Origin of the sequence: Streptomyces sp. NPDC059917, assembly GCF_042730635.1 — a bacterium.
Taxonomy (GTDB): Bacteria; Actinomycetota; Actinomycetes; order Streptomycetales; family Streptomycetaceae; genus Streptomyces.
The window spans coordinates 1-24,204 of sequence record NZ_JBHWLC010000001.1 but is presented as its reverse complement, the minus strand read 5'-3'; the positions used below and the strand labels follow the sequence as shown (position 1 = coordinate 24,204).

The following is a 24,204-nucleotide window of genomic DNA, read 5'->3' as shown; positions in this document are numbered from 1 at the left end:
CACGTCCGCACCCTGCTGAAGATCACACTCCGTGCCCTGAGGCCCAGGGCACGACGCGAGCTGAGCACAGTCATCGGCCCCGCCGACGAACACGTGCTCGACCGCACCCTCGACAATCCCTTCGCACCCCAAGACCTCCCCTGGTGGATGCGTCGAATCGGTGTCCGAATCTCCAGCCGTTCTGGCCGACATTCGTTCCGCGTTTTCGGTTCTGGCACAGATCTTGGGGAGCGGACGCGGAGCGTGATGGTTGCGTTCGATTGGGCCACGGTTCAGCCTCACTTCTCGTTGCCGTGGTCTCGGGTCCCGTCGTCCGACTTGTGGTGGCTGTGAGGTTGTGGTGCTGCTGTCCTGTTTTAGGTAAGTCGGTGTGTATCGGTCTAGAGCTCGGGCAGTCGGTCGGCTGAGGTGGGAGAGCGGCGTTCCTGTAGCCAGTAGAGGTAGATCTGCAGGTCTGTCTCCAGGCTTCCGGAGTCGGTGCCGCCAGCGATGTAGGCCGTGAAGTCCAGGGCACCCTCCACTGCGCGTTGGTTCGGGATCCACCGGTCGTACCGCTCCCACTCGTGTACCTGGTCTCTCAGGTACTCCAGGATCCGCTCCCGGTCCCGCCACCATTCCCGGACCAACTCCGGTGTCCACCGCTTGTCTCCGTCCCAGGCATAGCCGTCCATGGGGTCCGCCTCGATGGCGCTGAGGACGTCCTTCACCTCGTCCGGTGTGCGCGGCTGGCGGTATACGTACTCAGTGAAGTACTGACCGCCGTAGTGGATGTGACGCGGGGCTTCGAGTCGACCTGTCGCGCAGTTATCGGTCTCGGCGCCGTACACCGGCCCCGGGACGTTGAGCCACAGGCGGTCCTCCCAGCGACCGTTGCAGCTCGGGTGCACCTGGAACAGCACTGCCGCCGCGTCGAAGTAGAGCGTCATGGGAGCATCGTACTTTTGCCCGAAGAGCTGAGAGTCGCAGCCTGAGCTGTGGCTGCACCGAGTGAGCACCCTGTCGGGTCTGGACGACCGAGCTCTGCCTCGAAGGTGGCGACCAACAACAGAGCCGCATTGGCGCGAGGAACTACTGGAGCAAGATCATTTTTCGGAGTAGTTCGAATCCGGCTCGGCCGTAGAGCTGCCTCTTGATCTTTTTGATGCGGTTGACGGCGCCCTCGATGCTGCCGGAGCTCCAGTCGAGGGTGAGGCCGGCTGTTATGGCGTCGAGGTCCCGGAGCATGTGGAGTGCGAAGCCAGTGAGGCCGGGTAACTGGCTGGCGTCGACTGCGTTGATCCAGGTGGGGAGAGTGGAGCCGAGGCGGTCGGTGAGTATCTCCCCGAAGTCCCGGACATGTCCGGCGGCTGTGTCCAGTTCGGGGCAGCGGGCCAGGACTTCGTTCAGGCTGGCGCGGTTGTCCTCGCTCGGCGCGGTGGGGTGCCGGGTGAGCCAGCCGGCTACTTGCCGCACTGTCGGCGGGCGGGGCGGCACCCCGGCCGGAGCCGTGCGCAGGGTGGCGATGTGGGCGCGAACCATCTGGTAGGTGACGGGCGCGTTGTCGGCGCGGAGTTCACCGTGGAGGCGGGTGACGCTGGTGCATCCCTCAGCCAGGCGGCCAGTGGCCCGGTTTCACGGGTCGGGAGCACATCGACCACGCGGTGGTCTTCGACGCTGGTCAGGACGGTGGAGTAGGTCTAGCTGCGGCGGATCGCGAAGTCGTCCACGCCCAGAACCCGCGGAGTGCTGAAGCTTGGATCGGGCAGGGCCATGACCCTACGTAACAAGGTCATCCTTCCCGCGCCGAAGCCCTGCTGGGCAGTCAGCCGAGCGCCGGCCCGCCCGGCCAGCGCGAGCCCCACTCGTTCCAGGGCGTGGTTGAGCCGCGTAGTGAACCGTGCGTGCGGGGCGGCCAACCGGGAGAACGGCTCGGCGAACGTCCGACGCGGACAGTCCGCCGCCCCACAGATGAAGCGCCGGACCGTCAGCCGGATCACAAAGCGCGGCCGTGACCGCCTCGACCTCCACCTCGTCGATCCCGTCGAACACCAGCGAGTCCCAGAACGGTGCGTCGGTCTGCATGCCCAGCACCATCACCGCCCACCGCCGACCACGGCAGCGAACGGAATGCACCTGAGGGAGCGTCACTTCCGGTCGTCAGGCCACAAGGCGCACGCCGTCTCGTACGAGCCAGGCCCTCGCAATCGAACGACGATGTCACGCTCCGCGACGGCTCCCCATGATCTGTGCCAGAACCGCCCTTTTCACCTATGCAGCCGGGAGAGCGGCCATCGGTGTGCGAGAGGTTCAGGTGGTGGTGAGGAAGCCGTAGTAGTGGACGCCTGCGACGAGGACCGAGGTGAAGGACAGCGGGAGTCCGGCCGCGTCTCGGGGGACCTCCTGCGAGGTCTGGCGGGTGAATCCCAGTGAGACGCCGGGTACGACCGGACTCTCCGTTTCCGCGGCCGTCGCGGTCCAGCCGCGTGCGCGGACCAGCCGCAGGATCTCTTCGGCGGGTTCGGTGAACACTTCGTGTTCGTCGAGCAGGACCCGGGTGCCCGAGGCCTTTCCTTCGCCCGGCCACCACAGTTCGACCGCGTCGAGGTACGCGTCCCGGTCGAAGAACGCGGTGTAGCCCACGCCGTCGAAGGACCCCAGGGCGCGCCTCTTGGGCCGACTCGGGGTCCCGCCGATCACCCGTGGCTCCCCCCAGGGCAGTACGGCGGCCACGGCCTCGTCAAAGGCCATGCCGAGACGCAGCGGACCCACGCCGTTCGGGGGATCGAGGATCAGGTGCATCGTGTTCTCCGGTTACTCGATATGCGTGTCGAATTTGTCGCCGTACGGGTCGCGGATCTCGCCGATGTCCACCTTCATGGCCAGGTCCCGGCGTCCGTCGTCGACGTGGGCTCGCCGATCGGCCCGCCATCGGACCGAATCCGCCCCGCCACCTCGCCGTTTGTTCGTCTTGGATCCGGGCCTGTCCAGATGGGTGTAGGAGTCCGGGTCGCCAACGAGTGGATCGCCTACCCGCCGAGCCGGCCCGGCTCACGTCGCACCACACCGGACGGTCACCCGCACCACCCCCGCCGGGCACGGTGCCGACGCCGACTCTCCTGCCATCTGCTCCCACTGACCGCCGCACGGCGAAAGGCTCGGCCGACCGTAGGCGGCCGCCGACACGAAGGCCCTCGCGACCGGCTCAAGGCCCGTGTGTCGATTCGTAACCTACCCCGGGGTAAAGCCTGTCTAAAGAACGATTAGTCTGAGCGTGTTCAAAAAGATGTTGGGGGTGGGGACGGGCAGTCATGCCCGAAGCCACACGGGAGGGATTACACACCAATGAACCTGAAGCGCATGGCCGTCGTGGCCGCCGCAGCCGTGGTCGGTCCGACGGTCCTCATGGCCACGCCGGCGATGGCCGACGAGGTCAAGAACACCGCGGTCACGACCCCGGACACCGACCTCACCAAGGACGCCGCCCCGGTCGCGGACAAGACGGACAAGGCCGAGACCCCGGCCCCGGTCGTCCCCGTCACCCCGCCGGTCGTCGCCCCGGTCGTCCCGCCGGTCCCGGACGCCAAGCCCGCTCCGGCCCCGGCTCCGGCCCCGGGCGTGGACACGGGCAAGGACCTCTCCGAGGGCGACGAGATCCCCGTCGCCAACGGCCCGAAGCTCACCCTCAAGGGCCTGCCCGCCAGCTTCACCGCCGGCGGCGCCGCGCAGAACTTCACCCTCCACGTGGACAACTCCAAGGGCGGGAACCTCAAGGACTACGCCCTGGGCCTGAGCCTCTTCACGAACGGCCCGTACCTCACGAGCGAGCAGATCAAGTTCGAGGCGTACCTCGCCGACAACGAGGACAACGAAGGCTGGCAGCTGCTCGAGGCCTACGGTTCCGAAGAGGCGTACGGCCTGTCCATCGGCTCCGGCGCCATCGGCAAGGGCGACGTCTTCGACATCAAGCTGCGGATCTCGTTCGCCAAGGGTGCGCCCACCACCAAGCTCGGCTTCCACACCGTCGGCTGGAGCCAGGTCGAGGGCGAACACATCGTGTCGAACGACGACATGCAGAGGGCCCAGCTCCAGGCCGCGGGCAGCAACAACGGCGGTGGCAACACCGGTGGTGACCACGGCAACGGGAACGGCAACGGCAACGGGAACACCGGTGGCAACACCAACAACCCGAAGCCCGACGGCGGCACCACCACCCCGATCGTCGACCACAACGGCGGCAACAGCGCCGGTGGCAACACCACCGGTGGCGAGCTGGCCGAGACCGGCGCCGACGCCGCCACCTCCTGGGCCCTCGGTGGCGCGGGCGTGGCCCTCGCCATGGGCGCCGCCCTGGTCGCGGGCACCGGCCGCCGCCGTCGCCCGACCGCGTAACACCCCGTCCTGATCACAGGACTACGGGAAGGGGGGCCGTGCGCACCACGCGCACGGCCCCTTTCGCACGATCACCCGCAGGACGGGCACGGCCCTCGCGGGCCGGCTCACCGTCTCCACCCCCTGCGCGCCTACCGTTTACGGGCTGTCCTCTTGGCGGAGACGGACCATTGGTCCTGGGCCGGAATGATCGGGCCGTCCTTCCCATGACCATGTCAGGACGGAATTCCGTGAACCGATCGATCGCCCGCCGTGGGCGTCGCGCTCTCGCCCGTTTCCTCGTCACCGGCCCGCTGCTGGCCGCGGGCGCGCTGAGCGGTGTGCCGGTGGCGCACGCCGCCGTCGCCGATGACATCCGGATCAACGAGGTGGTGACCACCGGCGACGTCAACGACTCCATCGAACTGTTCAACAAGGGCACCGCCGCGATCGACGTCTCGGGCTGGATCCTCAGGGACGACGACAACAGCCACACCTACAAGATCGCCTCCGGGACCACTCTGGCGGCGGGCGGGTACCGGGCGTTCGACGTCCACGACAAGTTCGGCCTGGGCTCCGCCGACGAGGCCCGCCTCTACCTCGCCGACGGCAAGACCCTGGTCGACGGCTTCTCCTGGAGCCAGCACTCCGACCCGTCCTGGTCGCGCTGCCCGGACGGCACCGGCGCCGTCAAGCAGGCGGCGACCGTGACCCTGGGCGCCCCGAACGGCTGCGGCACCTCCGGCGGCGGGGGTTCGACCGATCCCGTGGCGTGGCCGGGCAGCAACAGCGTGACGACCGCGGACGCCTCCAACGTGTTCGGACAGGATCTGAGCGGCCTCTACCAGGAGGGCGACGTGCTGTGGGGCGCGCAGAACAGCGGGAAGCTGTGGCGCCTGGTGCGTGACGGTTCCACCGGCTGGAAGCCGGACACGAGCAACGGATGGTCCTCCGGCAAGACCCTGCGCTTCACCGGCGGCTCCGGCAGTCCCGACAGCGAGGGCGTCACCCTGACCGGCTCAGGGGCGACCGGCGGGGCATTCGTCGCCAGCGAACGCAACGGCGACGCCTCCGGCACGAGCCGCCTGTCGGTGCTCAAGTACGACGTCACCGCGTCCGGCTCGTCGCTGACCGCGTCCAAGGAGTGGAACCTCACCTCCGATCTCCCCGCGACAGGCTCCAACCTGGGCCTGGAGGGCATCACCTGGGTCCCCGACACCTACCTCACCGGCGCAGCCTTCAAGGACGCCTCGACCGGAGCGGCCTACGACCCGGCCCGCTACGGCGCCCACAGCGGCGGCGTGTTCTTCGTCGGCGTCGAGGGCACCGGCACGATCTACGGCTACGTCCTCGCCGACTCCGGCAGCTACACCCGCGTCGCCTCCATCAGCAGCGGCATGGCCGGAGTGATGGAACTGCAGTGGGAACCCCAGGCCGCGCGCCTGTGGGCGGTGTGCGACAACACCTGCGACGGCCAGCACCGCACCCTGAAGATCGGCGCCACCGGCGCCTTCACCACCACCGCCGTCTACAACCGCCCCACCGGCATGCCCAACTACAACAACGAGGGCTTCTCCCTCGCCGGTTCTAGCGAATGCGTGGCGGGCTCCAAGCCCGTCTACTGGTCCGACGACACCAACGACGGCGGCCACGCCCTGCGCAGGGGCACCATCACCTGCTGACCCCTCGTCGCAGGCACTGCCGCTGCTCCAGAGCCGCCCGCCTCATCGAACGGGAAGTATCCCTCGACATACTCCCCACGCCGAGGGGCGGGCGGGTAGACAATTAGTCGGCCGGGTGTCCCGGTGCTACTGGTAGCTGAGCTGGTGCGGGTGCCAGGGGCCGGTGGGGCATGTGTGGTCCTCGGGGGCCAAGCTCGCGGAGGCGGGGTTCCATTCGAGGTGGACGCCCACCATCCAGCCAGGTGCGAGGGACAGTGGGCTCCCGTACTCGATTCCGAACGGATCTTCGCCATGACGACTTGAAGAGCACCCGCCGGGCGACAGCATTGGCGAAAGGTCGGAAGCTGGGACACGATTCCCTACGCCGATCGACGTGTCTGCGCGGTCTGCGGAACGACTGTCTGCGCGTACCAGTACCGCTTCCATCCACCCGAGTCCTCGTCGTTCGAGCGGTGCATCGCGCTCGCCTGGTGTTCCACATGCCGGATCTACTCCGGCAGCATGGTGCACGTCCCGCGGAAGCGAGTCCTGCTCGATCTCCTCGCGTCTCTTCCGCTTGAGCAGCGAGAACAGCTTCTGCGTTCGGAGTCGCGACTGATCGAGTTTCTGGACCGTCAGAGAAGGCCGACTCAGTCGTGGCCGGCTCCCGAACCGCACTAGTCAGGAGGCCGGGTGGGCGGCTTCCCAGGCGTCGAGGATCTGGACGGGGATACGGCCGCGGTCCGGGACGTCGTATCCGTTGGCGCGGGCCCAGGCACGGACGGTGCTGGAGTCGACGGGGTCGCGGGACGGGGGTCGGGTGGTGGGGGCGGGGCGCGCGGTCGCGGGGGTGAACTCGGGGCCTCCCGCGAGGAGGTCGGTGGGAAAGATCGGGACCTGTGTGGTGCCGGTCAGGACCGCGAGGAGGAACTCGGTGAGGGTGCCGGGGTACGTGAACCAGGGGGCCCGCAGGGCTTCGTTGACGGCGACGGCCCATGCGTCGGGCACGCCGTCCGGCTGGGTGACCCAGAAGAGGTAGTCACCGTTGGCGGTGCTCCCCATGGCGAAGAGGTGCTGTGGGGCGTGGGGGAGCGGCCAGGGGGTGCGTGCGCTGCCCCGGACTTCCTCGATCCGTTCGCGCAGCCGTGCGGGCATGGGGCCGGTCAGGTCGGCCCATTGCCCGGCGCCGTGCGGTTGGTAGAGGGAGATGAAGCCGCAGAACTGGCCGGGCCCGTAGCGGTCGACCAGGTCCTTGTAGTCCTGGGGCAGCCCCGTGCCCAGCTTCCGTTCGATCGCGTTCCAGTCCGGGACCGGGAGGACGGACTCGGGAGGCGGGCAGAGCGAGGTCAGGGCGGCGAGGGCTGTCATGGTGACTCCACGAACGGCTACGGACGGCGGTGGGGCCGGGGGTGCGGCTGGGCTGGGGCTTGGCTTTGGGCCTGGGGTCGGGGTTCTTCGTGGGCGGGATTGGTGCTGCTCTCCCCCTCATCGAACAGGAGATTCCCGTCGGCGTCCTTCCGGTGCCCGAAGCCGGGCGGGTGGATCGTTCCGCGCGCGTGGGTGCCCTCGTCCAGCATGTTGCGGGTGACGATGGCGTTCATCTCGTACGGGCGCCCGTGCTCGTCCAGGGACCACCTGACCTGTCCGCCCAGCGGGTCGGGCGAGAGGTAGCGGCCGAGGTCGGGGTCGTAGTAGCGGTTCAGGTCGTAGTGGAGGCCCGTTTCCGGGTCGAAGTACCGGCCGGGGGAGCGGAGCGGGGTGTAGGCGGTGCCGTGCTTGTTCCACTGGGTGGCGCCCCAGACGGTGCTGCGGGCCCGCCAGGCAAGGGTTCCGTCCGGCGTCATCAGTTCGGTGGGGCTGCCCACCAGGTCGGTGACGATCGCGAAGAACCGCTGGTCGGTGGAGCCCGCCGAGTCCGTGGACCGCCGGTCCGCGACTAGGACCTGTCCGGGCGATCACCGATGGCCCGTGTGATGAGGTCGTGGATCAAGAACTCTCCGGGTCTGCGGTTCTCTTTGAGGCGGGCGAGGTTGTCGGGGTTGAACCAGTCGTAGGCAGAGTGCTTGGACCATTCCAGCGTGGGGTGGTCCAAGTCGCCGTCGACCTCGACGAGATAGTCGGCCTCGTGACGGAGTCCACCGCCGTCGTCCCCTGTCCAGGTTGTGGTGCCAAGGAACCGCCGCACGTGGGTCAGGCGCCAGCCGGTCTCCTCCTCAACCTCGCGTGCGAGAGCCTCCAGAATTGTTTCCCCAGCCTCGACGTGGCCGCCCACGATGTCCCAGGTATCGGGAAACAGGCGACGGTCTGGGCTCCGCTTTTGGGCGAAGGCCTGGCCGTCCTGGTTAAGGATGACGGCGCCGACGGTCCAGACCTCGCCTGAGGCGGGATTGGGCACCTCGACGTCGTCGTCGACAGTGAACGACGGGTTGTGAATGGGCATGACCGATAGCGTAAGACGGGCGTTTCCACGGCATGCCGATTTCGTTGCAGTGGGCATGGGGCGGGGAGATCTGAGTGATGCCGAGTGGGAACGGTTACGACCGTTCCTGCCGGTCAGCAACAGGCGTTGTGGCAGGCGGAGGGATCACCGGCAGGTGATCGACGGGATTCTGCACCGGGTGCGGACCAGGGTGCAGTGGCGTGACCTGCCCGAACGGTTCGGGCCGTGGAAGACGGTCTACGAACGGCACCGACTGTGGTCAGCAGACGGGACGTGGGAGCGTCTGCTCCAGCAGGTTCAGGCCGCGGCGGACGCGGCGGGTGAGATCGACTGGGACGTCTCGGTCGACTCCACCATCGTGCGGGCGCACCAGCATGCGGCGGGTGCCCGCACCAACCCGCCGCCGGCGCCCGCCTCAAAGGGGGCCGAAGGGTCAGAACATCAGGACGAAACGCCGTGGCAGAGTCTGCACGCCCGCCTGGTGGACGTGGTGCGGGAGGTGAGGGCCTGGGCCGCTCGCGAGGCGGGTTCAGGACCAAGCTCCACCTGAGCGCGGACGGCCGTTGCCGCCCGTTGTCTCTGATCGTCACACCAGGTCAGCGAGCGGACTGCACCCAGTTCAAGCCGGTGCTGGAGAAGATCCGAGTCCCGAAAACGGGACCGGGCAGGCCTCGTAAGAAGCCGGACAGCGTCGCGGCCGACAAGGCATACAGCAACGGGCCCGTCTGGAACTACCTGCGGCGCCGGGGCATCCGGCACGCGATCCCGGAGAAGGCCGACAGTCAGGCCGCGCCCCGTCTGCGCAAAGGCTCGCGAGGCGGGCGGCCACCCGGCTTCGACGAGGAGCGGTACAAGAAACGCAACACCGTCGAGCGAGCCATCAACCGGCTCAAGCAGCACCGGGCTGTAGCCACCCGCTACGACAAGCGCCGTTACGTCTACCTCGGCACCGCCACCGCCGCAGCCCTCACCATCTGGCTCCGTACATGATCGGCCGGACAAGTCCTAGTTGCTCCGCGATCTGCTGCTCCGTTTCTCCCACCGCGACACCGTGAGCATGCGCGGCCACTTCGTCGCGGCGGCGTGATGGGCGGCCGCGACCGCCGAGACGCCGTCGGCGAGTGCCGACGGCGCCGCATTCGGCATCACGGGGTCGTCCGCGAGCGCGACCAGAGCGACGGTGAAGTGGCGGCGTACTGCCTCCGCCCGCCCCGCGAACGCCCGCAGCCAGCCACGGACCGTACTGTCGGCCAGGCCGAGGTGGGCGGCGACCTGGCGGTGGCCCATGCCCAGGGCGGCTATCTCCAGCCCGGCCCCGATCACTACGGCCGCATCCGCCCGGCGTGGCCGCAGAAACAGCCGGGCCCCCAGATCCCCCCGGATCGACCGAGGCCGGCCATGACCCCACGGCGCCAAGGCCGAGGAGCACAGCGGACATGCCAGCTGGCCGGCCCGCAGCTGACGCTCCACCAACAGCCCCGTCCGAGTCGACAACGAGCACCGACACCCCCGTCTGACCTGCAACGATCAGCCGGAATCTCTCCAAACGGGCGAGTGATCCCGCCCGGAACACCCGCCCGGCGGCCCCGCCGGAAGACAACCCCACCCCGCCACCCTGCCGTCATCAGGCAGCAGCGACGATGCCCCCGTGGCGACAAACCTTGAACTTTTCGCGGACTACTTCCAGATCCACATCCTGGACGAGGACTCCGACGCCGACTTCAGCGATGTGTGGACTGCGCAGACAGTATTGGACGGGCTCGGAGTCGCTGAAGGCGGTCTGGCTATCGGCACAGACGTCAACTCCACCGTGGCAGTTGCTGTCCATCTCCTCGCAGACCAGCCCGACGATGACAGCGGCGACTTCGACCACGTCGTCGAGGCAAGCCTCAACCTGGCCTCGGGACGATTCGTAGTGCTCGGCTGCACTGACGACGTCGACGCCGCAGCTCGTTTCGACATGCCCGCCGGGTGGATCCGCATCCGGGCTTCCAGGCGCGGCCTCGCCGCTGCGGCCCTCCCCGACCTCGACAGCGAGGACGAGCCCGCCGGTACGGGTGCGCAGGGGCCGGTCGAAGTGCCCGCTGGTGTGGGTGGTGACGCGACCCATCCGGTCGGTGTGCGCGCAGGTTGCCCTCAGCGTCCCAGGTCCATTCCTCACGGGTGCCGTCGGGCAACTCGCGCCAGGTGAGCCGGCCTTCCACGGTCCACCCCTGCCGGACGACGCCGCCGATGGGGTCGGTGACGGTGACGACCCGCCCGAACGCGTCCCGCGTGCAGGCGCCGATCGACCCGTCCGGCCGGGTCGGTGGATTCCGTCAGGTTGCCGCGGTCGTCGTAGCGATAGCGCCAGGTGGTCCCGCCGCGTTCCGTCACCAGCTCGGGCAGGTTCAGCGCGCTGTACGCGGCCGTGGTCCGTACGCCGTCGGGGGCGACCATCGCGGTGACGTTGCCCTGCCCGTCCCGCTCGAAGAGCGTGCTGCGCCCCAGGGGATTTGACGGCCTTGGGGAGGGTCTGGCCGACGTGGTCGCCCTTGCCGCCGCCGTCGCCCGCGGAGGCGAGGTGGAAGGTCTCCTTGCCGCTTTGGACCCCGCTGTCGAAGCCGTCCTGGCCGGCCTTCTTCGTCTGGCCGAGGTCGACGCCGTCCTGGAGGCCGAGGGCCATGGCGCCGAGTTGGACGACCAGGTCGGCGGCCATCTCCTCCAGTGCCGGCCATGTCCATCGCTCCGCCGATGGTGCGGGCGGCCCCGGCGATGTCCTTGAAGTGCTTGCCCTTGGCGGTGTTCCAGTGGGCGTTGAGCGCCTCGATGGACTCGCCCTTGCCGGAGGACAGCAGCCGCTCGAAGTGGTTGTTGGCGAGCTGCCCGTCGTCCTCGAGGTCCTCCGCGAACTCCCGCAGCGCGTCCGCCATGTCCCGGTAGGCGTCCTCGTCGACATTGGGCCAGGCAGTCTGCTGATCCGGAACGCCAGAAGGTGCGGTGGACAGCCGTGGACAGGGGTGGGCAGTGCCGGGCGTCCGGGAGGCTGGAAAGTGGACACCGGCCCGCACGATCGTGTGAGGCATGGACCTCGGACGCTCACAGACCGCCCCGGCATCGCCCGCCACCCGGCTCGGCGCCGTGCCCGCTGCCGCACGGCGCGTCATCATGGGCGCCACGCCGATCGTACGGGCGGCCGCTCTGCCTCGGTCGCCGCCGGACGCTGATCGCCGGTCCCGCGCTGTTCGTGGGGTCCTCAAGGGCGGTGCGGGCCCGGCCGCAGCCTCCGGTGCGCTGATCGCCCCCCGAGTCGTGCAGTGCACCGGGGAGTGTGGGGCGGGGACGGAACGTGCGGTGTCCCGCTGGGGGGAGTCCACACGCAGGCGTGGCGCTGGCCGCCACCGCGCTCCTCGCACTGTTCCCTGCCCACCAGACGCCCGTATCGGTGCACCGACCGCCCATGTCCGCCCTCGAGTCCACCACCGCACCGCTCCCGGCCGGCTTGTGCCCCACCACCTCGCGCCGCATCACACCGTGAGCAGGTCGAAACGCACCCCGGAAAAGAGAACCCCGTCATGACAGCTGAGAAGAAGCCGTACCTGACCGGCCACTACACCCCCGTCGCGGACGAGATCACCGCCACCGAACTCGTCGTGGAGGGCGCCCTGCCTCCCGAACTGGCCGGCCGTCTGCTGCGCAACGGCCACAACCCCAAGCCGGGCATCACCCCGACCCACTGGTTCAAGGGCAGCGGCATGGTCCACGGCATCCGCCTGCGGGACGGGCGCGCCGAGTGGTACCGCAACCGCTGGGTACGCACCCCCGCGCTTGAAGGCGCCCCCTACATGACCGAGAGGGGACCCGACTTCACCGCCAGCCCCGCCGGCACCCACATCATCGAGCACGCCGGACGCCTCCTCGCACTGTGCGAGGCGAACTTCCCCTTCGAGGTCACCCCCGAGCTGGAGACGGTCGGCGCCTTCGACTTCGGCGGCAAGCTGCGCGGCGTGATGACCGCGCACCCCAAGGAGGACCCGGTGACGGGTGAACTCCACTTCTTCGGGTCCTCGCCCTTCCCGCCCTTCCTGATGTACTACGTCTCCGATGCCGAGGGCGAGATCGTCCACAGTGCGGAGGTCCCCGGAGCGAGCGCGTCCCTCAAGCACGACTTCGCCATCACCCGCGGCCACGTGGTCTTCGTCGAGGGCAACGTGACCTTCGACCCGGCCGAGCACTCCGGCATCCCCTATGGCTGGAGCGACGAACAGCCCGCGCGGATCGGTGTGATGCCACGGGGAGTCGACGGCGCCCGGCACATCCGCTGGTTCTCCGTCGAGCCCGGCAACATGCTGCACGTCTCCAACGCCTACGAGGACGACCAGGGCCGGATCGTCCTGGAGGGCCCCACCGTGGACCATGAGGGCTTCCGGCTGTCCTGGAACTGGTGGGTCGGTGCCCCCGGGCGCGGTACCGAACCCAACACCCGCTCCTACATCCGCCGCTGGGTCATCGACATGGCCACCGGCACCGTGGACGAGCGGATCATCGACGACCTCGCGGTGGAGTTCCCGACCCTCAACGAAAACTATCTGGGCGTCGAGAACCGCTACCAGTACGCCGTCTCCTTCCCCGACGAGAAGGGCTTCGGCGGCTACGGCATCGCCAAGTACGACCGCACCACCGGCGCCCGCCGCATCCTCCAGGTCGGCGACGCCCGGCTGCCCAGCGAGGCCGTTTTCGTCCCCGCCGCCGGCGCCACCCGCGAGGACGACGGCTACCTGCTCACCGTGGTCTCCGACCTCAAGCAGGACGCCTCGCAGCTCCTGGTCGTCGATGCCTCCGGCCTCGCGCAGGTCGCCGTGGTCCACCTGCCCCGACGGGTGCCTGCCGGGATCCATGGCTCCTGGATCCCCGACACGGACCTGGACGGCACCGCGGCCTGACCAAGGTGTCCGGCGCGCGTGACCGCCTGACCCCGGCTACGCATGTCCCTGCACGTAACCCGTTAACCCGTAACTACCAAGGAGAACTGCCATGTCCGCTTCCACCAACGCCCTGCTCGCCGAGTCCTGGAAGGCCCTGTGGAACAACGACCTGACCCTGACCGACAAGATCATCGCCGCTGACTTCGTCGCACATGCCGCCCCCATCACCGGCTCCGGCGACGACACGGTGCACGGTCGTGAGGGCCTGAACGGGTGGGTGGCGGGGATCCACACGATCCTGCGCGACCTCAGCTTCGAGATCACGGTGGGTCCGATCGCGACCGACGACTTCCTGGTGGTGCGTTGGGCGGCCGAAGGCACCTACGCCGGAGGGTTCCCGGGCGCGTCCGAGGACGCCGTGGGCAACCGGGTCCGCTTCACCGGCACCGACACCCTGCTGGTCAAGGACGGCATGCTCGCCGAGTACTGGGCCAACGCCGACAGTCTGCTGTTCGTGCAGCAGCTCGGTGTCCGCGAACTGTCCTGACCAGCCCGCAGGCCCTTTACCAGCCCGGCCCGAGCCACACTGCTCACAGTGAGGCGCGGGCCGGGGCCGGCCGGGGATCCGGAGGGCGGCTGGCCGGGCTCGGCGCGGATGCGGCGATCATCGGCCCGCTGGCCGCGGCGATGGACGCGAACCGGATCGTCAGCACCGCGCCGGAGGGGGCCGGCCGCAGTTTCGCCGCTGCTCCCCGCGCAGGATCGCGCGGCATTCTTCGAGCAACTGCGGACGACGGCGCAGGCGGCGCCCAGGACCGACCCCCAGGGCGTCCTCCTGCATCTGCAGGCGGGACGCCCCCGCCGCGGTCCGACGACCCTGTTCATGCGGGACCGACAGCTGACCGGCTGGGACCCCGTCACGTGGCTGCGCGGGCTGACGTACGGCATGCGCCAAGCCCCCGGTACGTCGACGGCACGCGCACACCATGTGGCCCCCCTGACTGCCCACCCGTGGCTCCCGCAGACATCCGGGCCGCTCGCGCGGGACCTGGCGGTGCGTACCGAGCGCCTGCTGGACGGGGGCGGTATCTCCGAGAGTTCCCGCCGTTAACTGGCCAGGGTGAACTGCGTTCTACCTGCACGCACCTGACGGACCGGAGATCACTACGTGGCGGACGAGACGGCTGACGCCCAGGGCACGGCGGGATTCCCCAGCATTTGTCATTGGCAGTGACGGCCTGCAGAAACTCTCGTTGCGCGGCCGACAGTTGCAGGCCAGGGCTGTAGCTGACGGGGAATGCTTCGACCAGCAGCGGACCCCAATCGCGGTCGACGGAGTAGTCGCCGGCGAGCGGCATCAGGGCCATGGCCGCCGGGGCTAGGTCCTCGAAGGCGTCGACACGGTCAAGGACGGCCTGCAGGCGGGTGAAGCGAAGCCAGCCGTCGATCGGGGGAGGGGGTCGGGGAACCAGTGATCTGCCTCGGCCGGGTTCTTCAGGGCTTCGAGCAGGACGGCGGTGGCGCGGGGCATGCGCGCGCATCCGGTGGCCAGAGCGGCGCAGGCACGCACGGCTGGGTCAGGATCCTTGCGGCGAACAGTGCGGCCGGCGGGATGGAGCTGTACAGGGACCCCTGGTGCAGCACGGACATATCGAGCATTCCCAGTGCCTCGGCCTGCGCCTCGGGATCCTCGTTCAGGCGCTGGCACAGGTACGGCGGGGTGTCCTCAGCGCTCCCGTACGCATGTGCGGGGCGTCCCGTTCGGTTGCCACGAGCAGCTCTCTGGCCATCGGAGGCAGCCCGGACCAGTTGGAGGCGCCGCGGTGCTCGTGCCGATTCGTCACATGCGCAGCCTGCCGAACAGCACTGACAACCGGTTACACCGGGGTACCGGCGGTCCCTTCATACTTGTCTCACCTGCTATCGCCTCGGGCAATTCTGAGAAGCACCCTCCACGAAAGCCAGGTCGTTTGAGAATCCCGAGCCTCCGTCTTCTCAAACTGCCTGGCATCCCAGCAGGTCGGCGGCTCGCTAACGGACAGATGCGATGCGACAGGACAGGCATCACCGAGCAGACCGGCACGCGTCACCTCGGCGTGGCCCGCCCGAAACGCACCGCCAGGCTGCTCTGGTGGCCCGCCTGTTTCAGCTGTGGATCGTGGCGAGCCAACCCGTCAGCAGGCGGTTGACCTCGTCGGGGCGTTCCTGCTGGATCCAGTGGCCGCAGCCGTCCAGGAGGTGGGAGGCCGACAGGTGGGGGAGGCTGGTGGGGTAGGCGTCGATGGCGTCGGACATCCAGGTGGTGGAGGCGTCCAGGGCGCCGCCGATGAACAGGGACGGCTGCTCGAGCGGGGCTCCGCGGTGCGGGGCGAGGTCTTCCCAGTCGCGGTCCATGTTGCGGTAGCGGTTGAGGGCGCCGGTGATCCCTGTACGTTCGAACTCCCCGGCGTAGACGTCGAGGTCGTCCTGGCTCAGCCAAGCCGGGAGGACCCCCGTGGGGAAACGGTCGCCCAGCCGGCCCCCGTGGGCGACGAAGTGCGGGTCGGGCTCGCCCTGGGCGGGCATGGTGTCGCCGGACAGGGCCGTGTAGAAGCCCGCGAGCCAGCTCCGGACGTCGGGCTCGATCTCTGCCTCGGCGCGGCCGGGCTCCTGGAAGTAGGAGACGTAGAACTCCTGCTCGGGTCCGCCGATCTGGCCGAAGACGTCGGTGGGGCGGGGGCCGCCGGGCGGCGCGTAGGGGACGCTCAGCAGGCCGACGGCGCGGAAGACCTCGGGGTGGAGCAGGGCGGAGGTGGCGGCGATGTTGGCGCCCCAGTCGTGGCCGACGATCACCGCGTTCTCCTCGCCGAGGGCGCGCACGACGGCGACGTTGTCCTCCACCAGGTCCAGCATCCGGTAGGCATCGATCGCCTCCGGCTTGGAGGAACGGCCGTAGCCGCGCACATCGATCGCCACCGCCCGGTAGCCGGCCGCGGCGAGGGCCGGGAGCTGGCGGCGCCAGGAGTACCAGGACTCGGGGAAGCCGTGCACGAGCAGGACCAACGGGCCGCTGCCCTGCTCGACCATGTGCAGGCGCCCGGCCGGGGCCTCGACAGTGCGGTGGCGGAGTGCGGCGGTCGGCTCGGATCGCATAAGGGACTTCTCCTCGGGTCGCGGGCGGTCGGCGGAACCCGTCGATCATGCGGCGCCGCGGCCCCTCGGCGCGATCAGCCTTGCCATTCTGGCAAGGTTGCAGCACACGGTGGTCAAGCGGCACGACGGGAAGGATCGGGGACGATGGCAGGTGACGACGTGACCCAGACGCTGGCGGCGATGGGGCCGCGGCTGCGGGTCGTGCGCGAGCGCCGTGGCGTCACACTGGCCGATGTCAGCCGTGCGACCGGCATCTCGACCAGCACGCTGTCGCGGATCGAGACCGGCCGGCGCAAGCCCACCCTGGAAGTGCTGCTGCATCTGGCGAAGGAATACGCAGTCGCCCTGGACGAGCTGGCCGGCACCGCACCCGCCCCTGCAACCGAGGCCCGCAGCACGGCGCCGCACAGCTTCGGCGACGACAAAGCGGTGATGCCGCTGACCCCGTACGTCGGCGGCCTGCACACCCACAAGCACGTCCTGCCCGCCGTCGCACAGTCGCCCGGACGGCCCCGACAGGTGTCCCACGAGGGCTACGAGTGGCTGTGCGTCCTGTACGGGCGGCTGTGGCTCGCACTCGGCAACCAAGACCTCATCCTGACCGCCGGGGACGTCGTCGAGTTCGACACCCGCACCCCCCACGGAGTCGCGAACGCCGGATCCACCGGACCGGTCGAGTACCTGATCATGTTCGGGCCCCAAGGAGAACGCCCACGGCCACGCACCCCTCCGGCCGCAGGCCTCGGGACCGATGACAGAGAGGCCGCTGAACAAGCAGCACCGACAAGCCGCGCGCCTCGTCGGTGACAACCGCACTGCTTCGCTCGGTCCCATTCGCCAGGACGTCCGGCTCTGCCGGTGACCGCTACCGAGCCGGTCCTTCGTCGGCTCGCTGGCTGCGGTGCTCCACAGCACCCAGGACTGCGCCGTGCTACGGCGTTGCCCAGTGCTCCGCCCAGGCGCGGGCCGCCGCGATGGTGTCAGCCAACTCCGTCATGCCTTTGGCCTGCTCGTGCTCCCACGATTGGGCCTCGGCCCGGGTGAGGACCGCCACCGCTTCCCGGGGCGCCGCCGCGAACGCCGGAATCCTCGCGGTCCACCGGGCCGCCTCCTGCGGTGTCTGCCGTCCGTCCAGCACGAGGCGGAAACCCCACAGTGCGGCATCGACCCATCCCGGGCCCCGCAGCGCCCAACTCCAATCGATCATCCAGACCCGGCCGCCGGGCTCGGTCATGAAGTTCGACCCGGCCGGGTCGGAGTGCACGAGCCGGTCCCCGACGAGCAGCGGTTCATCGCAGGGGTCGCAGTAGTCCCCCCATCGCTCCCACGCCGTCATCGTGACGACCCCGGGCGCCGGGTGCTCACTGAGTTCGGCCAGGACGGCCGCCACCGACCCGACGTGGTCACCGTCGTCGCCGAAGTACGTCCACTGCGTGGCCACCAGGCCCTGGAAGCACACCAACAGCCACCCGCCCGCCGACTCCCGCCACAGCACCTTCGGAGCGCTGGGCGGCAGGAACGCGGCGATGGCTGCCTCCGCCTCCAACCGATCGGCGTCCACGTGGTCCACGGGCATCCCCTTGACGAACACCATCACCCCGCCCGGCCAGAACCAGGACGCGAACGCCGACCCGGAACCGGCCGTCACCGGCACCCCCTCACCCGCCCCGACCCGCGCGACCAGCGCCGCCCGCGTCGCCGCGGGCAGCTCCCCGTACGGGACCCGATCGACACGCATGGCCGGTCAGGGCCGCTTCGGCGGGTTCTGCGGGTCGTTCGGAGGCATGGGCGGGTTCTTGTCCGGCCTCGTCGGCGCGGTGGTGGGCTTCCCCGGATTCGGGGACGACGTCGGGCGACGCTTGAGATCGGGCAGCATCATCGTCATGCCGGGGAAGCTACCTCCCGCCACCGCCGCGCACGGCGCATTCCCGGAATTGGTCGGGTACCGCTTGCAGCCGTGCACGTGGGCACGGTCCGGCGCGATTCCGTACAGCAGCACGCTGTCCAAGCGATCAGGGTCTCGGCCGGGTTACGTTGGCCGGCGTGAACTTGCTGGGGTGGAGCTATCGGTATGTGGGGCCGCCTGATCTGCGGGCTCTTGTCCGGCCGGAGGCCGAGGGCCGAAGCATCCCCTCGGCGGCCGACTTCGCCGACTGGGCTTCTTCTCCGGCTGCGGTGGAGCTGGCCGAGCCTTTCACGTTCGTCATCGACTCGGCGGGTGTGCTGCGGCTCGCGCCGCGCCGGAGCGAGCACGTGGTGTGTGCCGGCGGCGGCCCCGTGCTCGGTGCCGGGGAGATGAGCTTCCGCGAAGAGTCCGGGCAGTGGGTGGTCGCTGAGGTCAGTAACCAGTCGACCGGATTCTGCCCGGACATCAGTTCGTGGTCGGCCGTCGCAAGGGCTCTGGACGCAGCCGGGATCGAGCACCCGCCCGGCTTCACCCACGAGGTGGTGTTCCGGCGCTGTCCCGCCTGCAATCAGCTGAACATCGTTCGGGAGGAGGACTTCGTCTGCGTCTTCTGCAACGAGGACCTGCCACGGGAATGGAACGTGGACTGGACTGGACTGGACTGGGCTGGGCGGAGGGCGTGGGCCCTGAGTAGGCCTTCGCCGAACTCTCGGTCTTTGTCCACGGCAAACAGGCCCCCCTGTGCCGCACCACCCCATGACCGGGTACGCGCCGCGCAACGCGCTGAGTCGGACCTCCTGCGCGGTGACGCGCCAGGTCCTCCGGGTCGCGGTTCGGATTGAAGGAATCAGCCGCCACCCGCGCGCCGCGAGCGGCAGCACGGCCTCCCAGCACACCGGCGTCGTGCCCGTCGAGGACCCCCAAGACTGCGGCCCGACTCCGTCCGGCCGCGGCGTCCACCACCACCCCCGCCAAGACCTCATCTCGGGATCGACCCGCGAGTAGCGGCCCGTCGCCCGCCGGGTCCGGGCGCGCCGGGTTGGGGTGTCCGCCCGACTCCGGCGGGCGTCGCGTTCACTGCGCCGCACACTCCTAGGGCGTGTTTCGAAAGTGGCGCCGGGCGCCCGAAGGGCGCGGCTCGCGGCGTCTGGTGCCATGGGGTCTCCCCAGGCCCGAAGGGCCGAGGGGAAGATCGCACGGCGGAGGATCGCACGCCTACTGGACGCTATCGGGCGTTCCGACAACGCCGCGAGGCGCGGTACCAGGCGTCGCGAGCCCGGGGGCACCTCCCAGCGGTAGCTGGGGGAGGGACTTTCGAAACACGCCCTAGCGCGACCTCTGACGCTTGACGACCACGGTGAGGCCTAGGCCGAGGACCACGGCGAGGCCGGCGCCGAGGGCCGGCCACTGCCACGGGAAGCTGGACGCCTCCTCCGCAGATGCCGCCGGCACCCCGGCAGTCGGGCCGGCGCTGGAGACGGGGGAGGGAGCCTTCGCGGGAGGCGCAGCATCCAGGGGATCGACGTCAGCAGCCCCAGGGTCTCCCTTGTGTTCGAGCAGCGCCATACGGGGGCGGACAACGCCGTAGCCGATCCGGTCAGTGCGCTTGGAGCCGTCGGTAGGGGCACCAGCGGTCTCCAGGAGAACACGCGTCACCTGGTTGGCGGTCCAGCCAGGGTGAGCCGACCAGATGAGCGCGGCGGAGGCGGATGCCAGGCTGGTCGCGTACGAGGTGCCTCCGTCTGCCACGCACCAGCCCTTGTTCTCCTCGCACCGCAGCTGCACCTTGCTTCCCGTCGCGGACAAGTCGGTGTAGACCCCGTGCGAGGTGAACGGCATCGGATTGGCCGTCTCGGCGTCGACCGCTCCCACGCCGATGACCCCTGGCAGGCTCGCGATCGGGTTGTTGGCGTTCTTGCCCGCACCGTCGTTGCCCATCGCGGCGAAGATCAGCACACCCTTGCCGCGGGCGTACTGGACCGCGGGCGCGATCGTGGCCACGTCGCGGGCCTCGTACACGCCGATGGACAAGTTGATGATCTTGGCGCCGTGGTCGACGGCGTACCGGATGCCCTCTTCGGTCTGGCCGGCCACGGCGAAGGCCATCGGCAGGCCGACGGCGGTGCGGATCGGCAGGACCTTGGCTCCGGGAGCAAGGCCCTGCGGGCCTCCGTCCGAGCCGTTGCCCACGATCCCGGCGGCCATGCTGGTTCCGTGCCCGACGAAGTCCTCGTTCGGCGGGTAGGTGATGTCCGGGCGCTCGACCGGCGACTCGATGAAGGAAATCCCGGGCAGGACCCGCCCCTTCAGCCCCGGCTGATCGGAGACGCCGCTGTCGATGACTGCCACCGTGATACCGGTGCCGTCCGCGACCTTCCACATCTCCTCGGCCCGCATCTTTGTCAAGTAGCCCCGCGGGTCGGCATCTGCAGCCGCCGGTATCACCGCGCCCGTGCTGAGCGCTCCCGCTGCGACGATCACGCCCGCCGCCCTCCGCCACGCCCCCTGACGCCCTATGGTGCCCCGCATATGTGCCCCTCCCATGGTTCGTACGCTGCAAACGCGCGCGCACTCCACCTCATCACACCGGGCACAGCCCCTCAGCTCGTCCCGGGGGTTGAGGAACATCCATGCCGACGACAGGTTCCGCAGTCGGGCCTCGGCACCGCGTCCCTGTCTTCCCCGTCGACCGCCCGGCGCAGTTCGGCGAGGGCGCGGCCGCGCGCGGCGGCGCCGTCCAGGAGCACGGCGGCCTGTTCGGCGTCCGGCTCCATCGGGGCGCTGGAGGCCTTCGGCCTCGGCGAAGCCGTTCCAGCACGACCGGCGCCGCGGCACCACATTCACCTACGACACCGACGGCAACCAGACCAAAGACGCCGCGGGAACCTACGCATACGACGCCCCGGACCGCCACCGATCTCAGCGCCACCGGGACCCTCATCGGCGACCACTACTAGGGCCTGTCTGACAAATGATCACTTGGTGGGCTCGCGGAGCCAGAGGATCAGGGAGGCCAGGACGAGTCCGGCACGATAGCGGGCGGCGAGCTTGTCGAAGCGGGTGGCGAGGGCCCCTTGAGGTGGGCGAAGCATCGTTCGACCGCATTGCGGTCGCGTTAGACGGCTCGGTCGAACGCGGGCGGCCGGCCGCCGAGGGCCCCGCGTCGTCGGCGGTTGGCCTCCTGGTCGCGGCGCTCGGGGATCGTGACGGCGATGCCCCGGCGCCGCAGCAGGTAGCGGATCGCGCCGCTGGAGTACGCTTTGTCGCCCAGCACACGCCCGGGTGTCGTGCGTGGGCGGCCTGTGACGGCACGCGGGATGCGGATCCCGTCGAGGACCTGGCCGAACGCGGTGGCGTCGTTGACGTTGCCGGGCGTGAGCACGATCGACAGGAGCAGGCCCCGGCCGTCGACGGCGAGACGGACTTTGGTGGTCAGGCCGCCTCGGGACCGGCCGAGGGCCTGGCGCGTCTGCGAGCGGCCCGGATCCTCCAGTTCGTCCCCGTCCGCATCCCCCTTTTGCGGGCGCCGGCCGCATGCTGGTGGGCCCGGTTGATCGTGGAGTCGATCGCGACGGCCCAATCCCCCCGGCCCACAGCGTCGTCGCGGACCTGGACGTGCTCCAGCAACAGGGGCTCTAGCCGTTCCCACGCCGTGTCCGTCAACTCACCTCTGCCAGCCACGAGGTCAATGATCTCTAGTAGGTGATCTCTTCGCCTGCAGAGTTCCAGACCCTGGCCCAGTTCCGCTCCTGATCAGGCAAGAAGTTGGGTTCCCCGATTGTCAAGCGCCCCGGCTCATGGCAGAACATCCCAGACATAGCCGGACCGGCAGAACTCTCGGGCCACTCGATCAGTATGTGGTCCCCCGGGTCGACCACTACGTCCCAGGCGAGAGGTTCGAAGTGAACGATCAGTGGGTCAGGCCCGTCTGCTGCTACTCGGAATAGGAACACCAGGCGAAGCGTACGGGGCTGTCTCGCACAGCCCGCAGCAGCTGCCCCACCACCGACTTGTCCGACACGTCCTAAGGGCTGTCCCGTAATGATCAAGGAAGAGTGCGGCGCCGCCCTCTGGCTAGTTGACATCGGGGCCTTGCAGCATCCTGACGGGGAAGTCCTGCTCGCGGGCCGTCCAGAGGTGCTCAGCCGGCTGCGCGACCTGGCGGACCAGCGACTGCGGAGCCGCCCTGCCGAGTAACACCGGGTCTTCGGTGATCTGCTCGCGCTCGCGGGGCAGTACCACTGGAGTGCCGCCCTGGAGAACTTCGCCGACGACTTCTACACGGTGTCCCGTCCGCACTGCCTGGCGGAGGTGACCATCGCGATCGGGGACTACGGCTTCTACTCGGCCATCCGCGACTGGGATCGCGGCGACGTCGAGCGGCGGGAGCTGCTGCCTGCCAAAGTGGAGGGGCTTCCTGACCCCGGCCGCTGGATGCACGCCACTGCGGTCCGCGACGGGCGACAGCGCATCGCGGAGGGCATCAGGCACCTCTTCGGCCGTGCTGAGTGCCCGACTTGCGCCAGTGGGTTCAGCGTCGCGGACGCCTACACGAGCGCGAACCTTCCCCCAGCGCTGGAAACTTCCTGAGCTGGGGGAGGCGTGATCTTCGCCGCCATGATCTTGGTATGGCTGGTGTGATCATGGCTTCGGAGCCTTCGTGGATAGTCCCGTTCACCGGGCTGAGCCCGCAGCTCTTCCGCAAGCTGATCACCGTCCTTCGCCATGAGGGGGCGGACGAGGTACGCCGGGGGCGCCCGTGGTCACTGTCGCTTGTGGTCGTCATCGACGCAGACAGCCGCCAGGTCGTTCTCGTGGGTCGTCCGATGCCTGGCAACCGCAACGACTGCAAGGCCTGGTCCGAGTCCGGCGCAAAAGCCGCCGTCGGCGGGACTACAACGATTGCCGACGGCGGCTATCCGGGAACCGGGCTGATCATTCCCCACCGCCGTCCTGCTGGCGGGGACCTGTGCGACTGGAAGCGTCAGCACAACCGCCCACACAAGCAGGTCCGAGCCCGCGTCGAGCACGTCTTCGCGCGCATGAAGACCTGGACGATCCTGCGCGACTGCCGCCTCAAGGGTGACGGAGTCCACCACGCCATGCTCGGCATCGCCCGCCTGCACAACCTCCGCCGGGCCGAGTAACAGGCTCGGTCCCGTCTCTGCGAAGCAGCCGACCATGCTCCAGAGATCAATTGCGGGACAAGCCTTAGTCCAGCGAGTGCCGCACCACTCGCCGGTGCAACCAAAAAATTCAGGAAACTCGCGCCCTGGCGACATCTCCATGAGGTTAAAATCGGAACATGTCGAACGATCCTGTTTATCGAGTAACTATCCAATTACCGGTTGATCGTTCAATTTTTGGCATCAACGAAACCGCGCCTGCGGGTAAAGGCTTTGGTTCGCTGCTGTCTTGGACAGACCTCGAAATGGATTCAACTCCCGTGCGGGTTTCGCCAGGAGCTATCCGCTTCATGAGCCTGGTGGGGACTCATGAGCCCTTGGTGACAATCGAGGTTGGGGAAAATCCACCCGTTCCTCCCGCCTCTGCATTCGAACTCGTGGGCCATGATCGATACAGAAGTACCAGCGGGGATGCGACGCTCTATACCATCGACGGTCCACACATTTCCTTCATTCTGCAACCAGACACTGAATATACGCTACGTGTTTGGCGCAAGGGGAGGGAAGGCGTTCAAGAGCGTTACGATGAACTATTGGGTCAGATTTACCCAATAGTGAGCCTGGAGGAATACGTCATTCAATTTTCTGACTGACGCACGCAAACCGCCCCGCGGCTACAGGTAGCCGC

Annotated in this window: 19 protein-coding genes and 6 pseudogenes; 10 read left to right on the top strand and 15 right to left on the bottom strand. The window is 69.0% G+C overall.

From position 1 onward, the window contains the following. Positions 1-380: 380 nt before the first annotated feature. From ACFWAR_RS00125 to ACFWAR_RS00115, 3 genes are all read right to left on the bottom strand, one after another. A complete protein-coding gene (locus ACFWAR_RS00125) occupies positions 381-926 on the bottom strand; it encodes a ferredoxin (protein ID WP_385771977.1) in 546 nt (181 codons plus the stop codon). A gap of 142 nt (positions 927-1,068) precedes the next feature. Next, positions 1,069-1,518 (bottom strand): transposase, encoded by a 450-nt coding sequence (locus ACFWAR_RS00120; RefSeq protein WP_385771976.1) that lies wholly within the window; start codon positions 1,516-1,518, stop codon positions 1,069-1,071. Between the two features lie 768 nt (positions 1,519-2,286). After that, a complete protein-coding gene (locus ACFWAR_RS00115; RefSeq protein ID WP_385771975.1) occupies positions 2,287-2,778 on the bottom strand; it encodes a hypothetical protein in 492 nt (163 codons plus the stop codon). A gap of 543 nt (positions 2,779-3,321) precedes the next feature. On the opposite strand from ACFWAR_RS00115, the gene ACFWAR_RS00110 reads away from it, so the two are divergent. Then, positions 3,322-4,368, top strand: a complete 1,047-nt coding sequence (locus ACFWAR_RS00110) for a hypothetical protein (RefSeq protein WP_385771974.1) — start codon at positions 3,322-3,324, stop codon at positions 4,366-4,368. A gap of 230 nt (positions 4,369-4,598) precedes the next feature. Next, complete coding sequence (locus tag ACFWAR_RS00105) at positions 4,599-6,029, top strand: lamin tail domain-containing protein (protein WP_385771973.1); 1,431 nt, start codon at positions 4,599-4,601, stop codon at positions 6,027-6,029. 660 nt (positions 6,030-6,689) lie between these two features. Here ACFWAR_RS00105 and ACFWAR_RS00100 read toward each other — a convergent pair. From ACFWAR_RS00100 to ACFWAR_RS00090, 3 genes and pseudogenes are all read right to left on the bottom strand, one after another. Beyond that, complete coding sequence (locus tag ACFWAR_RS00100; protein WP_385771972.1) at positions 6,690-7,376, bottom strand: histone-like nucleoid-structuring protein Lsr2; 687 nt, start codon at positions 7,374-7,376, stop codon at positions 6,690-6,692. Between the two features lie 278 nt (positions 7,377-7,654). After that, positions 7,655-7,906 (bottom strand): annotated as a pseudogene (locus tag ACFWAR_RS00095) (RHS repeat-associated core domain-containing protein); the annotation flags it as partial. Between the two features lie 38 nt (positions 7,907-7,944). Then, entirely contained in the window at positions 7,945-8,448 is a 504-nt protein-coding gene (locus ACFWAR_RS00090) for an NUDIX hydrolase (RefSeq protein ID WP_385771971.1), read from the bottom strand. A 55-nt stretch (positions 8,449-8,503) separates the two neighbouring features. On the opposite strand from ACFWAR_RS00090, the pseudogene ACFWAR_RS00085 reads away from it, so the two are divergent. Further along, positions 8,504-9,438 (top strand): annotated as a pseudogene (locus ACFWAR_RS00085) (IS5 family transposase). Between the two features lie 15 nt (positions 9,439-9,453). Here the strand turns inward: ACFWAR_RS00085 and ACFWAR_RS00080 are convergent. The 4 genes and pseudogenes from ACFWAR_RS00080 to ACFWAR_RS00065 form a co-directional block, all read right to left on the bottom strand. After that, complete coding sequence (locus tag ACFWAR_RS00080) at positions 9,454-9,771, bottom strand: hypothetical protein (protein ID WP_385771970.1); 318 nt, start codon at positions 9,769-9,771, stop codon at positions 9,454-9,456. A gap of 301 nt (positions 9,772-10,072) precedes the next feature. Next, complete coding sequence (locus ACFWAR_RS00075) at positions 10,073-10,558, bottom strand: hypothetical protein (protein WP_385772174.1); 486 nt, start codon at positions 10,556-10,558, stop codon at positions 10,073-10,075. Positions 10,559-10,574: 16 nt separating this feature from the next. After that, positions 10,575-10,652, bottom strand: a pseudogene (locus ACFWAR_RS00070) (hypothetical protein); the annotation flags it as partial. 97 nt (positions 10,653-10,749) lie between these two features. Further along, a pseudogene (locus ACFWAR_RS00065) lies at positions 10,750-10,887 on the bottom strand (RHS repeat domain-containing protein); the annotation flags it as partial. 1,115 nt (positions 10,888-12,002) lie between these two features. Here ACFWAR_RS00065 and ACFWAR_RS00060 point away from each other — a divergent pair. Continuing rightward, positions 12,003-13,370, top strand: coding sequence for a carotenoid oxygenase family protein (locus ACFWAR_RS00060; protein WP_385771969.1), 1,368 nt, complete (start codon positions 12,003-12,005; stop codon positions 13,368-13,370). A 91-nt stretch (positions 13,371-13,461) separates the two neighbouring features. Further along, positions 13,462-13,899, top strand: coding sequence for an ester cyclase (locus tag ACFWAR_RS00055; RefSeq protein WP_385771968.1), 438 nt, complete (start codon positions 13,462-13,464; stop codon positions 13,897-13,899). A 1,598-nt stretch (positions 13,900-15,497) separates the two neighbouring features. On the opposite strand, the gene ACFWAR_RS00050 is transcribed toward ACFWAR_RS00055, so the two are convergent. Further along, positions 15,498-16,484 carry an alpha/beta fold hydrolase gene (locus ACFWAR_RS00050; RefSeq protein ID WP_385771967.1) on the bottom strand — a complete coding sequence of 329 codons (987 nt, stop codon included), beginning with the start codon at positions 16,482-16,484 and terminating at the stop codon, positions 15,498-15,500. A 144-nt stretch (positions 16,485-16,628) separates the two neighbouring features. On the opposite strand from ACFWAR_RS00050, the gene ACFWAR_RS00045 reads away from it, so the two are divergent. Continuing rightward, on the top strand, positions 16,629-17,291 hold the full coding sequence (locus ACFWAR_RS00045; RefSeq protein WP_385771966.1) for a helix-turn-helix domain-containing protein: 663 nt from the start codon (positions 16,629-16,631) through the stop codon (positions 17,289-17,291). 124 nt (positions 17,292-17,415) lie between these two features. Here the strand turns inward: ACFWAR_RS00045 and ACFWAR_RS00040 are convergent, their stop codons facing one another. After that, complete coding sequence (locus ACFWAR_RS00040) at positions 17,416-18,222, bottom strand: aminoglycoside phosphotransferase (protein ID WP_385771965.1); 807 nt, start codon at positions 18,220-18,222, stop codon at positions 17,416-17,418. Between the two features lie 6 nt (positions 18,223-18,228). Beyond that, positions 18,229-18,492 carry a hypothetical protein gene (locus ACFWAR_RS00035; RefSeq protein WP_385771964.1) on the bottom strand — a complete coding sequence of 88 codons (264 nt, stop codon included), beginning with the start codon at positions 18,490-18,492 and terminating at the stop codon, positions 18,229-18,231. A gap of 26 nt (positions 18,493-18,518) precedes the next feature. Between ACFWAR_RS00035 and ACFWAR_RS00030 the strand changes: the two are divergent. Next, positions 18,519-19,037, top strand: a pseudogene (locus ACFWAR_RS00030) (hypothetical protein); the annotation flags it as partial. Positions 19,038-19,716: 679 nt separating this feature from the next. Here the strand turns inward: ACFWAR_RS00030 and ACFWAR_RS00025 are convergent. Both ACFWAR_RS00025 and ACFWAR_RS00020 read right to left on the bottom strand, forming a co-directional pair. After that, positions 19,717-20,871: a S8 family serine peptidase gene (locus ACFWAR_RS00025; protein ID WP_385771963.1), complete on the bottom strand. Its 1,155-nt coding sequence runs from the start codon at positions 20,869-20,871 to the stop codon at positions 19,717-19,719. A 472-nt stretch (positions 20,872-21,343) separates the two neighbouring features. Continuing rightward, a pseudogene (locus ACFWAR_RS00020) lies at positions 21,344-22,071 on the bottom strand (IS5 family transposase). A 630-nt stretch (positions 22,072-22,701) separates the two neighbouring features. On the opposite strand from ACFWAR_RS00020, the gene ACFWAR_RS00015 reads away from it, so the two are divergent. The 3 genes from ACFWAR_RS00015 (at position 22,702) to ACFWAR_RS00005 (ending at position 24,169) form a co-directional block, all read left to right on the top strand. Continuing rightward, positions 22,702-22,980, top strand: a complete 279-nt coding sequence (locus ACFWAR_RS00015; protein ID WP_385771962.1) for a hypothetical protein — start codon at positions 22,702-22,704, stop codon at positions 22,978-22,980. Positions 22,981-23,018: 38 nt separating this feature from the next. After that, positions 23,019-23,537 (top strand): transposase, encoded by a 519-nt coding sequence (locus ACFWAR_RS00010; RefSeq protein ID WP_385771961.1) that lies wholly within the window; start codon positions 23,019-23,021, stop codon positions 23,535-23,537. Positions 23,538-23,695: 158 nt separating this feature from the next. Next, the gene (locus ACFWAR_RS00005) at positions 23,696-24,169 is read left to right on the top strand and encodes a hypothetical protein (RefSeq protein WP_385771960.1); all 474 of its coding nucleotides are present in this window, start codon (positions 23,696-23,698) and stop codon (positions 24,167-24,169) included. The last annotated feature ends 35 nt before the right edge of the window (positions 24,170-24,204 follow it).